Source organism: Bacillus cereus group sp. MYBK139-1, assembly GCF_051916915.1.
GTDB lineage: Bacteria > Bacillota > Bacilli > Bacillales > Bacillaceae_G > Bacillus_A > Bacillus_A pacificus.
In genome coordinates this window covers 109,677-123,603 of sequence record NZ_JBQAHO010000006.1, presented here as the reverse complement: position 1 = coordinate 123,603, position 13,927 = coordinate 109,677, and the positions used below count along the sequence as shown (strand labels likewise).

The following is a 13,927-nucleotide window of genomic DNA, read 5'->3' as shown; positions in this document are numbered from 1 at the left end:
TACATCTAGAAGCGCATTCAAACACATAAAAAATATTGTACGCTAAATAAAAGCGATTGTACATGTATAAAAAATAGATGTCTTGATTATTTATAAAGACATCTATTCGTTATTGTATACAAAAGATAGGGAGAAGAAAATGATAAAATTTTACCTAATTACAACATAATGCTTACGATAATTGCAGATAAAATGCTAACGAGAGTTGCTCCGTATAGTAATTTAAGGCCAAATCTGGCAACGACGTTTCCTTGTTCTTCGTTTAATCCTTTTACCGCACCTGAAATAATGCCGATAGAAGAAAAGTTGGCAAAAGAGACGAGGAAGACAGAAATAATACCAACTGTACGAGGAGAAAGGCTATTAGAAATTTTACTAAGATCCATCATGGCTACAAATTCATTCGTTACAAGCTTCGTTGCCATAATGCTACCAGCTGTGACAATTTCAGTACTTGGTACACCGATAAGAAACGCAATTGGTGCAAAGACGTAGCCGATTAATTGCTGGAAAGTAATGCCGAATATAATGAGGAATAGATCATTAATGCAGCTAATTAATGCGACGAATCCGATAAGCATAGCACCGACAACGATAGCTACTCGAAAGCCATCTAGAATGTACTCTCCAAGCATTTCAAAAAAGCTTTGCTTTTCGCCTTTTATTTCTAAAATATCTTCGTCATCCCTCACGTCATAAGGGTTAATGATAAGTACGATAATAAAGCCGCTAAATAAATTGAGAACGAGTGCGGTTACTACATATTTAGGTTCGATCATTGTCATATAGGCACCTACGATAGACATAGATACAGTTGACATGGCAGATGCACAAAGTGTATAAAGACGGTGTTTTGGAATTTGAGCTAATTGTTTTTTGACCGTAATAAAAACTTCTGATTGGCCGACAATGGCAGATGCGATAGCATTGTAAGACTCTAATTTCCCAAGACCATTTATTTTGCTAAGGAAGTAACCGATCCAACGAATGAAAAATGGCAGTATTTTGAAATGTTGCAATATACCAATTAAGACGGAAATGAAGACAATTGGTAATAAGACAGTAAGGAAAAATGGCATTTCACCTTTATTGGCAAGGCCGCCAAATACGAAGTTTATACCATCAGCAGCATACTCGAGTAGCTTTGTAAACAGACTAGAAATGACCCGAATAAGTATGAGGCCAAATTCTGTATTTAATAATAAATAGGTTAAAATTAACTGTATAATAAGCATGATGAAAATAGGTTTCAATTTAATATGTTTCTTATTGTTACTAGCAATATAAGCAAGGAAAAAAACAACGATAAGTCCCACGAAAAAAGTAATGAATTTCATAGTAAGCCCCCTAATAGAGATATTCTGCTATATATGTTTTTCATTTCAAGGGAGAATATGCATCTTTGGTAAAGAAAGGAATAGAGAGAGTATGAATATATGTAGAGTACACCACGTTGCAATTATTTGTTCAAATTATGATGTATCAAAAGATTTTTATACTAGGATATTAGGTTTTAAAGAGGTAAATGAGGTATATAGAAAGGAACGAGATTCTTATAAGTTAGATTTATGTGTAGGGGGAGAGTATCAAATTGAATTATTTTCATTCCCAAGTCCACCTGAGCGCCCGAGTTTTCCAGAAGCGTCTGGACTTAGACATTTAGCATTTGCTGTTACAAATATAGAAGAGGCTGTAAAACATTTAAACGAATGTGGTGTTGAGACTGAGTCGATACGTATTGATGAAATAACCGGAAAGAAATTTGTTTTTTTCCAAGATCCGGATGGTCTACCTTTAGAATTGTATGAGGTTTGAAATTGGTGAATTTTATATAGGGTTGCTTTTGAGTAAATGAAGAAACTAAAGTGAAACTTCTTTTTTAAAGGAGGTGTCACTTTAGCTAAGAAAGCTAAAGGATATATGTGGATATTTTAAAATTACTGATGGTAGTCATTCTTATTGCATTAACAGGTTTTTTTGTAGCTGTTGAGTTTGCAATTATTAAGGTGCGTAGCAGTCGTATTGACCAACTCGTTAGTGAGAAACGACGAGGAGCATTGGCAGCAAAAAAAGTAACTTCAAATTTAGATGAATATTTATCAGCATGTCAGTTAGGTATTACAATTACCGCTTTAGGACTTGGGTGGTTAGGCGAGCCGACTATAAAACATTTACTTGAGCCGTTGTTTTTAAAACTACACCTATCTTCTGCAATTGCAAGTACCGTTTCATTTATTATTGCTTTTGCAGTTATTACGTTTTTACATGTTGTTATTGGTGAACTTGCTCCTAAGACGTTCGCCATACAAAGAGCAGAGCAAGTTAGCTTATTATTATCGAAGCCACTTATTTACTTTTACAGAGTAATGTATCCGTTTATTTGGGCTTTAAATGGTTCTGCAAGGCTTGTAACAGGACTATTCGGGTTACATCCAGCTTCTGAGCATGAAGTTGCTCATTCGGAAGAAGAATTACGATTAATCTTATCTGAGAGTTATGAGAGCGGGGAGATTAATCAAAGGGAATTTAAATATGTAAATAATATTTTTGAATTTGATAATAGAGTAGCAAAGGAAATTATGGTGCCTCGTACGGAAGTTGTAGGTTTATATGAGGACGAACCATTTGAAACACATATTAAAATAATCGCACAAGAAAAATATACGAGGTATCCTGTATTTGGTGAAGATAAAGATGAAATCATTGGAATGGTTAATGTAAAGGATTTATTTATTCGTTATATGGATGGTAATCGGGACGAGGAGTGCTCGATTATGCCATATACAAGGCCGGTTATTGAAGTGTTAGAAAATATTCCAATTCATGATTTACTATTACAAATGCAAAGAAAACACATTCCATTAGCTGTGTTGTATGATGAATATGGTGGTACAGCGGGGATTGTTACATTAGAAGATATTTTAGAAGAAATTGTTGGAGAAATTCGAGATGAATACGATGAAGATGAACACCCGCCTATAGAACATATAAGTGAAGGCTGTAAAATTGTAGAGGGGAAAGTGCTTATTAGTGAAGTAAATGATTTATTTGGCATACACTTAATCGCTGATGATGTAGATACAATTGGTGGCTGGATTATGGTACAAAAGCAAATCGTTGCTGAAGGAGATATTATTGAAAAACACGGCTTTTCTTTTAAAGTTCTGGAAAAAGATATGCATCAAATTAAACGAGTGGAAATAAAGAAGGGAGAAGAATGATTTTCTATAAAAGGTATATATAGAAAATTAAATGTTTGCGCTTTCAAAAAAGGTGCTATATAGTGAAGGTGGACACTGAAAAATTCTTCTGAATGATACTCGTATTTTTAGAGGGCGAATTTTTTAAATAGGGATTTAGAATGAAAAGTATAGGTGATGAAAATGATAGCAACGAAGGATATACGTATAGAAAAAGATTTTTTAGGTGAAAAGGAAGTACCAAGTAGAGCTTATTACGGTGTACAAACATTACGTGCGGTAGAAAACTTCCCGATTACAGGGTATCGCATTCATCCGTCACTCATTACGGCAATGGCAATTGTGAAAAAAGCGGCGGCACTTGCAAATATCGATACTGGTTACTTAGCGAAAGACATTGGACACGAAATTGCAGAGGCAGCACAAGAAATTGTTGATGGGAAATTTCATGATCAATTTATTGTAGATCCAATTCAGGGCGGTGCTGGAACTTCTATTAATATGAATACGAATGAAGTAATCGCTAATCGAGCGTTAGAACGTATGGGATATGAAAAAGGCGAGTATGCAAAAATTAGCCCAAATACCCATGTAAACATGGCTCAGTCAACGAATGATGCGTTTCCAACGGGGATTCATATTGCAACTCTTATGATGTTAGAAGAACTTCTTATTACAATGGAAGAACTTCATGCTGCTTTTTGTGCAAAAGCAAAAGAGTTCGATCACGTCATTAAAATGGGACGTACACATTTACAAGATGCTGTTCCGATTCGTCTTGGACAAGAATTTGAAGCGTATAGCCGAGTGCTTGCGCGTGATATAAAAAGAATTAAACAATCTCGCCAACATTTATATGAAGTGAATATGGGGGCGACAGCTGTTGGTACGGGATTAAATGCAAACCCTACCTACATTGAGCAAGTGGTTAAACACTTACGAACATTTAGCGGATTCCCACTTGTTGGTGCAGAGCATTTAGTTGATGCAACGCAAAATACAGATGCATACACAGAAGTATCTGCAGCATTAAAAGTATGTATGATGAATATGTCTAAAATTGCGAACGACCTTCGGATTATGGCATCTGGTCCACGTGTTGGATTGGCGGAAATTCAATTACCAGCTCGTCAACCAGGTTCATCTATTATGCCGGGTAAAGTAAATCCTGTTATGGCAGAAGTAATTAATCAAGTCGCTTTCCAAGTAATTGGTAACGATCATACAATTTGCTTAGCGTCAGAAGCAGGACAACTGGAGCTCAACGTAATGGAGCCTGTGCTTGTATTTAATTTAATTCAATCTATTAGTATTATGAATAACGGATTCCGTGTATTCCGTGAATATTGTATTAAAGGAATTACAGCAAATGAAGAACTGCTGAAACAATATGTTGAGAAAAGTGTTGGAATTATTACAGCAGTTAACCCTCATATTGGTTATGAAGCAGCATCACGTATTGCACGTGAAGCAATTGAAACAGGAAAATCTGTTCGGGAGTTATGTTTAGAACATGGTGTACTGACAGAAGAAGAATTGGATATTATTTTAGATCCATTCGAAATGACGCATCCTGAAATTGCTGGTGCTTCTTTACTAAAGAATAAGAAGATGTAATGTGAAAAAACACCTCCATTGAATTTACATACGTAGTATGCAAATTCAGGAGGTGTTTTTATATTACTATTCAAATTTACTTCATGTTGAGAGGGGGGGGATTATATAAGACGAACAGCAATATAACAAGAAAAAACGTCTTATAAAAAGATGTTTTTTGAATTGAAAAAAGGAAAAAGTCCCGTTACAAATCGAGACTTTTTCCTTTTTTTAAAAGATATTAAATACAGCGTTTAATTGAAGTAAGCTAATGATAGCTAAGAAGATTAAACTGTATTTCATTGCTGTTTTAAATAGGGCAGATTCTTTACCAACTAGTCCAACTGCTGCACAAGCAACTGCTACAGATTGTGGTGAAACCATTTTTGCCATTGTACCACCTACTACGTTTAATGCAACAAGAGTAGAAGGAACGATGTTTAATTGATCTGCAGTTACTGCTTGAAGCGGTGCGAATAATGAACCACTTGATACTACTGAACCTGTAATGAATACGCCAATCCATCCTAAGATTGGAGAAAGAACTGGGAATGCATTACCAGTAGAAGAGAATGCAAGTCCAAGTGTAGATGACATACCAGAGTAGTTTTCCACGTAAGCTAAAGCGATAACACTACAGATTGTATACACTGGAGCTTTTAGTTCTTTTATTGTTTCAACCATTAATTCTTTAACCATTTTACCTTTTACGCGGTACACGATAAGTGAAACGATAATTGCTAATACGATTGCAGTAGTTGTAGATGAGAATACATCAAATTTGAAAACCGCTGCGAAAGGTGTATCAGCTTTTGTAATTGGTGTAGTTTTCATAACAGCGTTATGAAGACCAGGGAATTGAATGTTAAATACTAGGTTTGCTAGTGCGCCATCCGGAGCAAATAAAGCTTTAATTGGTTTTAAATTAAAGATTGTTACAAATGCAGTTAAGAATACGAATGGAGACCAAGCATATAAAATTTGATTGAATGTATGAGATTCTTTTTCTTCTTGTTTTTCTTCTTTAGCAGAAGATTTTGGCTGCCAAACACGTAAGAATAATGCAAGAGAGATCATACTTACAACGGCTGCGAAAATATTAGTAAGTTCTGCACCTAAGAAGTAAGTTACAACGAACTGAGTAATTGCGAAAGAAATACCACTTACAAGAATACCTTGCCAAGTTTCTTTAATACCTTTAATTCCATCGACCATTGAAACAAGTAAGAAAGGTAATACAATACTAATGAATGGTAGAATAAGAACAGTTTGACGACCGATAGTTAATGCATCTAATTCAGTTAATTGTGCTGGTACTGTAACTGGGATACCCATAGCACCCATAGCACCACCAGCGATGTTTGCTACTAAACAAATACCTGCTGCTTTTAATGGATTAAAGCCCATACCTACAAGTAGTGCAGCTGTAATAGCAACTGGAACCCCTAGACCAGCTGCGCCTTCTAAGAAAGCACCGAAAGAATAAGCGATTAATAATACTTGTAAACGTTGATCATTTGTAATGCTTGAAATACTATCACGAATGATGTTGAATTGCTCTGTTTTAACAGTTAATTTGTAAAGGAAAATTGCTGCGATAACGATAGTACAAATTGGGTAAAATCCGGATAAAATACCGAATCCGGCAGATGCTACAGCTACTGTTGCTGGCATTTTATAAACGAATATAGCAAGAATAATAGCGACAATCACACTGTAAAGCCCAGCGATATAACTTTTCATTTTCAGTCCCATTAAACAAATGATGAAGCAAAAAATTGGAAGTGCTGCGATTAGAGCAGATAACCAAATATTGTTTAATGGGTCATAAATTTGTGTCCAAGTACTCATAATAATGACAACTCCTATCTATTTTATGTGAAGAAATTCACATTATTTGTGAAACTATTCACAATCAACTTACATGCTTAGTATATTCTCCTTCAACACTATTGTCAACGTAAAAAAGTATAATTATTCCATAATAGTGTTAAAAGAAATGCTTTGTTCATAAAGTAGACAAAAAGCCCACTCAAATCTATTTGAGTGGGCGAGATAAATGATTTGCATATTCTTTTCTTATAGTTGTTTATACATTATTGATCCTACAGCTCTATAGTAGAGACCGTTTTTGTATCGAATATAGAGCTGCAGAATGTATCGCTTGTCCCATTTGATCAAGTTAGGAGTGGGACAGGAAATGTATTTAATAGGAAGTATTCCATCATAGTTCAAGCTAGTGAATATGAATTAAAAAGTAATAAGTTAATATTTAATGTTACGGTAGCTCTTTTTACTGAAAATTCCTTTTAGCGTAACAAAGAGGTTAAATATAACCCAAATACGTTACGATAGGTTATCAATTATAGACGGTATTTTACAATATCATTACTGTACGTTGCAATGAGGTGAAAATATAACAAAAAGCCTGATAAAACAACGTTTGCAAGCAAAGTATTTGCAGCCCGTTGTTTTGCTTTTTCGTTATATCATATAGTATAATATTCAAAATCAGCAAGGAATTTTTCCTGAGTTTTTTGCTGGTTAAGGTGGAAAAAATTTTCAGCTTTATAGGTTGATAAAGTTATGTCGTAACAGGAAATATAAGAACAGATATATAAATAAATAAAAAGAAAATAAAAACGAAAATGAGGGGAACTTTATGAGCCAAAATCAATTCGAATGTCGTATTTCAGAAGAAGATGTACAAATGTTAAGAGCGTTAGCGCATCCGTTGCGTCTACGCCTAGTAATGGAACTAATGCAACGTGGAACATGTAACGTAACACAATTACAGGAAGTGTTAGAAATTCCGCAATCAACAGTTTCGCAACATTTAACGAAATTAAAACAAAATAAAGTAGTACGCTTTGAACGACGAGGACTGGAAGTGTATTATCAAATTCATAATGATAAAGTAAGTGAAGTAGTAAAAACATTACTTTCTTAAAATTTGAATATTATGGAAAAAGACGTATGGGATCTACGTCTTTTTTTTGTTAGAAGGATGATATGAGAAAGAATGTTAATATGTAAGGAAAAAAGGCTAACCATTAAAATGTTGCTATATGGAATATATTCTAAAAGGAAAAGAAAAGATAGAAAGGAGTGTAATAAGTAAAAGGAGGGATAGTAGAATGGATGTAAAACGTGTGAAACAAATTTTATCTTCTTCAAGTAGAATCGACGTTACATATGAAGGTGTACCAGTATGGATTGAGAGCTGTGACGAGCAGAGTGGGGTTGCTCAAGTGTATGATGTATCTAATCCTGGAGAAAGCGTCCACGTGAACGTGACGGCTTTAGAGGAGAAGTAATAGAAAAGACGCTTCTAAATGTTTAGAAGCGTCTTTTTATTTCTTATTCCATCATATGTGCAATTTTCTTAGAGAACATAAGAAGTACTAATCCGAGTACGATTACGATAATACCGATACTTGCGAATACTTCTAAATATCCTAAAGATTGAGTGAAAGCAGCTAATTGTCCTGCTAATAAGTTTGCGAAGCCAGTACCAGCTAACCATACACCCATTAATAATGATGCTAATTTAACAGGAGCGATTGCACTTACCATAGATAATCCGATTGGTGATAAGAATAATTCACCAATTGTATGGAACATGTAAGTGAATACGATGAATAGTAAGTTTGCTTTCATTGTAATGTTACCTTCGTCGCTACCAGTTTTTAATACAGCTAAAGTTAGAACTAAATATCCAATCCCTAGTAAAATCATACCAAATGCCATTTTTGTTGGGATTTTCAAATCACCATTTTTTGTTTTCGAAAGTTTAATCCATAATGCAGAAACAGGTAATGCTAGTAAGATAATGAATAGTGGGTTTACAGATTGGAACCAAGGTGTTGGAATTGTAAATCCACCAATTGTACGATCCACAAACTTATCTGTGTAAAGTGTTAAAGAACTACCTGCTTGCTCAAATCCTGCCCAGAAGAATACTACGAAACAAGTTAAAATTAAAATTGCAGCAGTACGTTTTTTCTCTTGTGTTGTTAAAGGTTTTTTCTCGATTGCTTTTGCATTATTTTCTTTAGATTTTTTCCCTACAACAGTTGTTCCGATAGACCCTAAGTAACGAGGTGCTAAGAAATTAAAGGCAAGCTGTCCAATAATCATACCGATACAAGCTGTTAAGAAACCGTATCTATAGTCTGCGAAGTAACCGCAAATGAATGGAGCGATAAGAGCACCTAAGTTAATTCCCATGTAGAAGATAGTGAAGGCACTATCACGACGAGAATCGTTTTCGCTATATAATTGACCTAATAAAGTCGAAATATTTGGTTTGAAGAATCCGTTACCAATAACTAATAATCCTAATCCTAAAAATAGTCCAGTTTTTGTATTCATTGAGAATAGTACAAAGTTACCAATTGCCATGATGATACCACCAATAGTAATGGCATGGCGCTTCGTAATGAAATGGTCAGTTAACCAACCACCGATAATCGGTGTGAAGTATACTAACATTGTGAAAATACCGTAAATTTGAACTGCAACTGCTTTATCAAATCCTAAACCGCCGCTTACTAAGCTCGTTGTTAAATAAAGAACTAATAAGCCACGCATTCCGTAATAACTGAATCTTTCCCATGCTTCTGTAAAGAACAACAAGTATAACCCTGGTGGATGTTTTTTTGGTGATTGTTGCTCTCCAGCTTTGTCTAATTTTAAAGCTGCATCCATTTTTGTTTCCCCCTAATCCTGTATAACGGATATTTATGTAATCATTTTAATTTACAAAATATTTAGAAGTCAATAGAATTATATGGAAATAGAAAGAAAATTTCTAAAAAAGTTCTATTTCACTTCGACCGTTACTGTATTTTGCCCTGAAAACGAGATGATAAGCGTTTTCAAATGTAATAATTGAATTCTAAAAGAAAATAAAATAGTGATTAATCAGAAAATTTAGATTAAAATATTTATTCTGATATAGAGAAAATATATTCTATTTACTTTTATAATATAACATATTGGGAATAAAAATACAAAATGAAATAATGTGACATTTAAGTGAATTGAAAAATAACCAGCTCCATAGAGGGGGAGCTGGCTAAGGAAAGATTATTTAACAAAGCGTTTTTCGATATCATCTAGTAGTAGGTTAGCAGCCATTACACCACCAGCTGTATTCCAAATCACATCATCAACTTTGTATGCTTTACCATTTTTTACTGCATTTAAGTTTTTAAATAGCGGATCATTGATATATTCCTTTTCTAATTCAGAGCCTTTTTTCTCGTTTCCTTTATCGAATGTGAAGTAGAATAATACATCGCCATCCATTGCAGAAATACGTTCTTTAGATACGTTACGCTCTGCGAAGTCATCTTTATTTTGATCACCAGGACGTTTAAATCCAAGTTCTTTTAAAATAACACCAGAGAATGTATCACCATGATAAATACGAACATCACCAGGCATGAAGCGAACCATAGAGATTTCTTGATTTACTTTATCACCTAGTTTGGCTTTTAAATCTTTCATACTTTTATCGTAATCAGCTAAAACCTTTTGGCCTTCTTTTTCTTTATTTAATGCTTTCGCATAAAACTTGAAGTTATCTTTCCATTCACCACGTAATGTTTCAGAGAACACAGTAGGTGCAATTGCTTTTAGTTGCTCGTACACTTTTTCGTGACGCATTTTGTTACCTATAATTAAGTCTGGTTGTAAAGAAGCGATTGTTTCTACGTTCACTTGTCCTTCATTACCAACAACTTTTACATCTTTCATTTTATCTTTAATATGTGGATACCATGGATCACCAGTCCAAGATTTTACAGCCCCAACTGGTTTCACACCCAGCTCAAGTAAAGCTTCAGTTCCTTCGTTTGTTAAAATAACTACACGTTTTGGATTAGCAGGAACTTCTGTTTTCCCCATTGCATGTTCAACTGTAATCATTTCTTTTTTTGTATCTTCTTTTGTTTCTTCTTTCGTATTTGATTTTCCACAAGCACTTAAAAGTAGTGAAAAGGCTAATAAAAATACAAATACTGTAAACGATTTCTTTCGCATGAAATTCATTATGTACCCCCTACATAGTGAGAATTTTTTTCAATAGCAAGCATGATAATAATACTTCATGGCCTCGTTGTCAATGAAAATAATTCTCATTTCCGTTGACAATGAGAATTAAGTTGAAATACACTTACAACGTATCATTATACATTGAAGGGGAAACGCTGCATGTTATTAAAAACAAATCAAGCAAAATGGATTGGATTATTTGTTGGGATCATTGCAGTCATTACTTGTATTTGGGGAAGTATTATTTTTGGATATACAAATACGAGTTGGAAATTAGCGTTAGATGCTTTTTTCCATTTTAATGGTTCCAATGAACATATTATTATTCAAAATGTGCGTCTACCAAGGGCATTAATTGCAGCAAGTGTTGGTGCTAGTTTAGCCATTGCAGGTTGTCTTATGCAAACTTTAACGAAGAATCCACTTGCTTCTCCAGATTTTATTGGATTAAATTCAGGTGCTGCTTTCTTCATCGTTGTAGCAATTGTTATTTTTTCCGTGACGTCATTATCAGCCTTCACGTGGATTGCCTTTTTAGGGGCAGCAGTTGCAGCTGTACTTGTATTTGCTTCTAGTTCTTTAGGAAAAGAGGGGACAACACCTCTTAAGTTAACATTAGCAGGGGTCGCAATTAGTGCGTTATTTTCATCATTAACACAAGGATTACTTGTTTTAAATGAAAAGGCGCTTGAAGAAGTATTATTTTGGCTTGCCGGATCTGTGCAAGGAAGAAAGTTAGAAATTTTACAATCTGTATTCCCGTATTTATTAATAGGCTGGATTGCATCTATTATGATGGCAGGGAAAGTAAATACATTGATGATGGGGGAAGACGTTGCAAAGGGACTTGGGCAACGAACGATTTTAATGAAATCATTCGTGTTACTTATTATTGTCCTGTTGTCTGGTGGTTCAGTTGCCGTTGCTGGTCCAATTGGATTTATTGGAATCATTACCCCGCACTTTTCCAGATTTCTTGTTGGAGTAGATCATAGATGGAGAGTGCCGTATAGCGGCTTGTTAGGTGCAATACTATTAATCTTAGCTGATATCGCAGCAAGATATGTCATTATGCCACAAGAAGTACCGGTAGGAGTTATGACAGCATTTATTGGTGCGCCGTTCTTTATTTATATTGCACGTAAGAGAGGGCTTAGCAAATGAAGAAGTATATTCCGTTTCGTATAGGAAAAGGCGGGCTCTCGTTTTTAATGTATAAACGAGCTTGTCTCGTCTTATTCAGTTTACTAGTTGTTTTAATAGGATTATTTTTTGCGAGTGCAGGTATGGGAGACATGAAAATTGCTCCTTATGATGTATGGCAAGCGATCACTGGAAATGGCGATGCGATGTCAAATATGGTTGTAAATAAGTTTCGTATGCCGCGTATTTTAATTGCTATTCTTGTAGGGATCGCACTTGCGATCGCAGGATGTATTTTACAAGGCCTTGTCCGAAATCCACTTGCTTCTCCGGATATTATCGGGATTACAGGTGGTGCAAGTGTTGCAGTTGTATTGTTTTTAGCTATATTTAGTGATAAAAATAATGCGCTAACTGTAAGCATTCATTATATGCCGCTAGCAGCCTTTGTTGGGGCAACAATTGTAGCGCTTTTTGTATATTTATTTGCATGGAGAAATGACGGGTTATCGCCGATTAGTCTTGTTTTAATTGGTGTTGGGTTTTGGGCATTAACGAAAGCGGCAACGACTTTGTTTATGTTATTAGCGCCAATTTATCAAGCAAGTCAAGCGAATGTATGGATTACGGGTACTGTTTACGGTTCTTCATGGCAAAATGTCATGGTACTTGCGCCGTGGGTTCTCATTTTAACGGTAATATCATTTATAGCTGCTAGACATTTAAATGCGCAAGAGCTAGGGGATGATATTGCGGTAGGACTTGGTGTTCCTTTAACGAAGTCACGCGTATTCATGTTATTACTTAGTACAGCTTTAATTGGTGGAGCAGTTGCCTTTGCTGGAGGAATTGGATTTGTTGGTTTAATGGCACCTCATATTTCACGAAGACTAGTTGGTTCTTTATATGGTGCATTACTCCCAGTTGCGGCGATCGTTGGTGCAATTTTAGTACTTGCTGCAGATTTAATTGGGCGTACAGTTTTCACCCCACTTGAAATTCCAGCAGGGGTATTTACATCAGCAATTGGTGCACCTTATTTTATTTATTTACTTTATAAAAGTCGGAATTCATAAAGGGAGATGAATATGCAAAAAGCATTGGAGACGAAACGTTTGACGTTGTCTTATGGTGAAACAATTATTATTGATGAGTTGAATTTAGAAATTCCAAAAGGCGAAATTACAATCTTCATTGGTTCTAACGGTTGCGGGAAATCAACTTTATTACGTTCACTAGCTAGATTATTAAAGCCAACAACTGGTGACATTTTGTTAGATAATCAAGCGATTCAAAGTATGCAAACGAAGCAAATTGCCCGTCAAATGGCAATTTTACCGCAAGGACCGCAAGCGCCAGAAGGTCTTACAGTATTGCAACTTGTAAAACAAGGGCGTTATCCATATCAAACATGGCTGAAACAGTGGTCAGAAAAAGACGAAGAAATGGTACAGAAGGCACTTGCAGCAACAGGGATGACAGAATTTGCTGAGCGTGATGTGCATGCTCTTTCAGGTGGACAACGACAACGCGCTTGGATTGCAATGACGCTTGCACAAGATACAGATATTATTTTATTGGATGAGCCTACTACCTATTTAGATATGACTCACCAAATTGAAGTGCTAGATTTATTATTCGAATTAAATGAAACAGAACAAAGAACAATTGTTATGGTACTACACGATTTAAATTTAGCCTGCCGTTATGCAGACAATATTGTAGCCATTCAAGATAAACAAATATATGCACAAGGTAAGCCAGAAGAAGTAGTAGATGAGAAGCTAGTACGTGATGTATTCCGAATGGAATGTCAAATCAGTACGGATCCATTATTTGGGACGCCACTTTGTATCCCACATGGAAAAGGAAGACGTGTGCGTAAAGAGGTTGCTCAGACAATGAGATAATGAAAAGACGATGAGAGG

The 13,927-nt window shown here is 35.3% G+C and carries 12 protein-coding genes; 8 read left to right on the top strand and 4 right to left on the bottom strand.

The window, feature by feature from the left end:
- Nucleotides 1-158: 158 nt before the first annotated feature.
- The gene (locus tag ACTFRS_RS24290) at nucleotides 159-1,337 is read right to left on the bottom strand and encodes a NupC/NupG family nucleoside CNT transporter (protein WP_000668861.1); all 1,179 of its coding nucleotides are present in this window, start codon (nucleotides 1,335-1,337) and stop codon (nucleotides 159-161) included.
- A gap of 91 nt (nucleotides 1,338-1,428) precedes the next feature.
- Here ACTFRS_RS24290 and gloA2 point away from each other — a divergent pair, with 91 nt between their 5' ends.
- From gloA2 to aspA, 3 genes are all read left to right on the top strand, one after another.
- On the top strand, nucleotides 1,429-1,815 hold the full coding sequence (gene gloA2, locus ACTFRS_RS24285) for an SMU1112c/YaeR family gloxylase I-like metalloprotein (RefSeq protein ID WP_001017669.1): 387 nt from the start codon (nucleotides 1,429-1,431) through the stop codon (nucleotides 1,813-1,815).
- Between the two features lie 107 nt (nucleotides 1,816-1,922).
- Complete coding sequence (locus ACTFRS_RS24280) at nucleotides 1,923-3,221, top strand: hemolysin family protein (protein ID WP_000353305.1); 1,299 nt, start codon at nucleotides 1,923-1,925, stop codon at nucleotides 3,219-3,221.
- Nucleotides 3,222-3,383: 162 nt separating this feature from the next.
- A complete protein-coding gene (gene aspA, locus ACTFRS_RS24275) occupies nucleotides 3,384-4,817 on the top strand; it encodes an aspartate ammonia-lyase (RefSeq protein WP_242294214.1) in 1,434 nt (477 codons plus the stop codon).
- 210 nt (nucleotides 4,818-5,027) lie between these two features.
- Here aspA and ACTFRS_RS24270 read toward each other — a convergent pair whose 3' ends face one another.
- A complete protein-coding gene (locus ACTFRS_RS24270; RefSeq protein ID WP_139869373.1) occupies nucleotides 5,028-6,647 on the bottom strand; it encodes an L-lactate permease in 1,620 nt (539 codons plus the stop codon).
- An 811-nt stretch (nucleotides 6,648-7,458) separates the two neighbouring features.
- Between ACTFRS_RS24270 and ACTFRS_RS24265 the strand changes: the two genes are divergently transcribed.
- Together ACTFRS_RS24265 and ACTFRS_RS24260 are read left to right on the top strand one after the other, a co-directional pair.
- A complete protein-coding gene (locus ACTFRS_RS24265) occupies nucleotides 7,459-7,746 on the top strand; it encodes an ArsR/SmtB family transcription factor (protein ID WP_440025233.1) in 288 nt (95 codons plus the stop codon).
- A gap of 187 nt (nucleotides 7,747-7,933) precedes the next feature.
- Nucleotides 7,934-8,113, top strand: a complete 180-nt coding sequence (locus ACTFRS_RS24260; protein WP_000382683.1) for an acid-soluble spore protein H — start codon at nucleotides 7,934-7,936, stop codon at nucleotides 8,111-8,113.
- Between the two features lie 43 nt (nucleotides 8,114-8,156).
- On the opposite strand, the gene ACTFRS_RS24255 is transcribed toward ACTFRS_RS24260, so the two are convergent.
- Together ACTFRS_RS24255 and ACTFRS_RS24250 are read right to left on the bottom strand one after the other, a co-directional pair.
- On the bottom strand, nucleotides 8,157-9,506 hold the full coding sequence (locus ACTFRS_RS24255; RefSeq protein WP_440025235.1) for a peptide MFS transporter: 1,350 nt from the start codon (nucleotides 9,504-9,506) through the stop codon (nucleotides 8,157-8,159).
- Nucleotides 9,507-9,887: 381 nt separating this feature from the next.
- Nucleotides 9,888-10,853: an ABC transporter substrate-binding protein gene (locus ACTFRS_RS24250; RefSeq protein ID WP_440025237.1), complete on the bottom strand. Its 966-nt coding sequence runs from the start codon at nucleotides 10,851-10,853 to the stop codon at nucleotides 9,888-9,890.
- A gap of 162 nt (nucleotides 10,854-11,015) precedes the next feature.
- Here ACTFRS_RS24250 and ACTFRS_RS24245 point away from each other — a divergent pair, with 162 nt between their 5' ends.
- The 3 genes from ACTFRS_RS24245 to ACTFRS_RS24235 are packed head-to-tail and all read left to right on the top strand — an operon-like array spanning nucleotide 11,016 to nucleotide 13,909.
- Nucleotides 11,016-12,020, top strand: coding sequence for a FecCD family ABC transporter permease (locus ACTFRS_RS24245; RefSeq protein ID WP_000925208.1), 1,005 nt, complete (start codon nucleotides 11,016-11,018; stop codon nucleotides 12,018-12,020).
- A complete protein-coding gene (locus ACTFRS_RS24240) occupies nucleotides 12,017-13,075 on the top strand; it encodes a FecCD family ABC transporter permease (protein ID WP_139869376.1) in 1,059 nt (352 codons plus the stop codon). The genes ACTFRS_RS24245 and ACTFRS_RS24240 overlap by 4 nt, the downstream gene beginning before the upstream one ends.
- Nucleotides 13,076-13,081: 6 nt before the next feature.
- Complete coding sequence (locus ACTFRS_RS24235) at nucleotides 13,082-13,909, top strand: ABC transporter ATP-binding protein (protein ID WP_139869377.1); 828 nt, start codon at nucleotides 13,082-13,084, stop codon at nucleotides 13,907-13,909.
- Nucleotides 13,910-13,927: the final 18 nt, after the last annotated feature.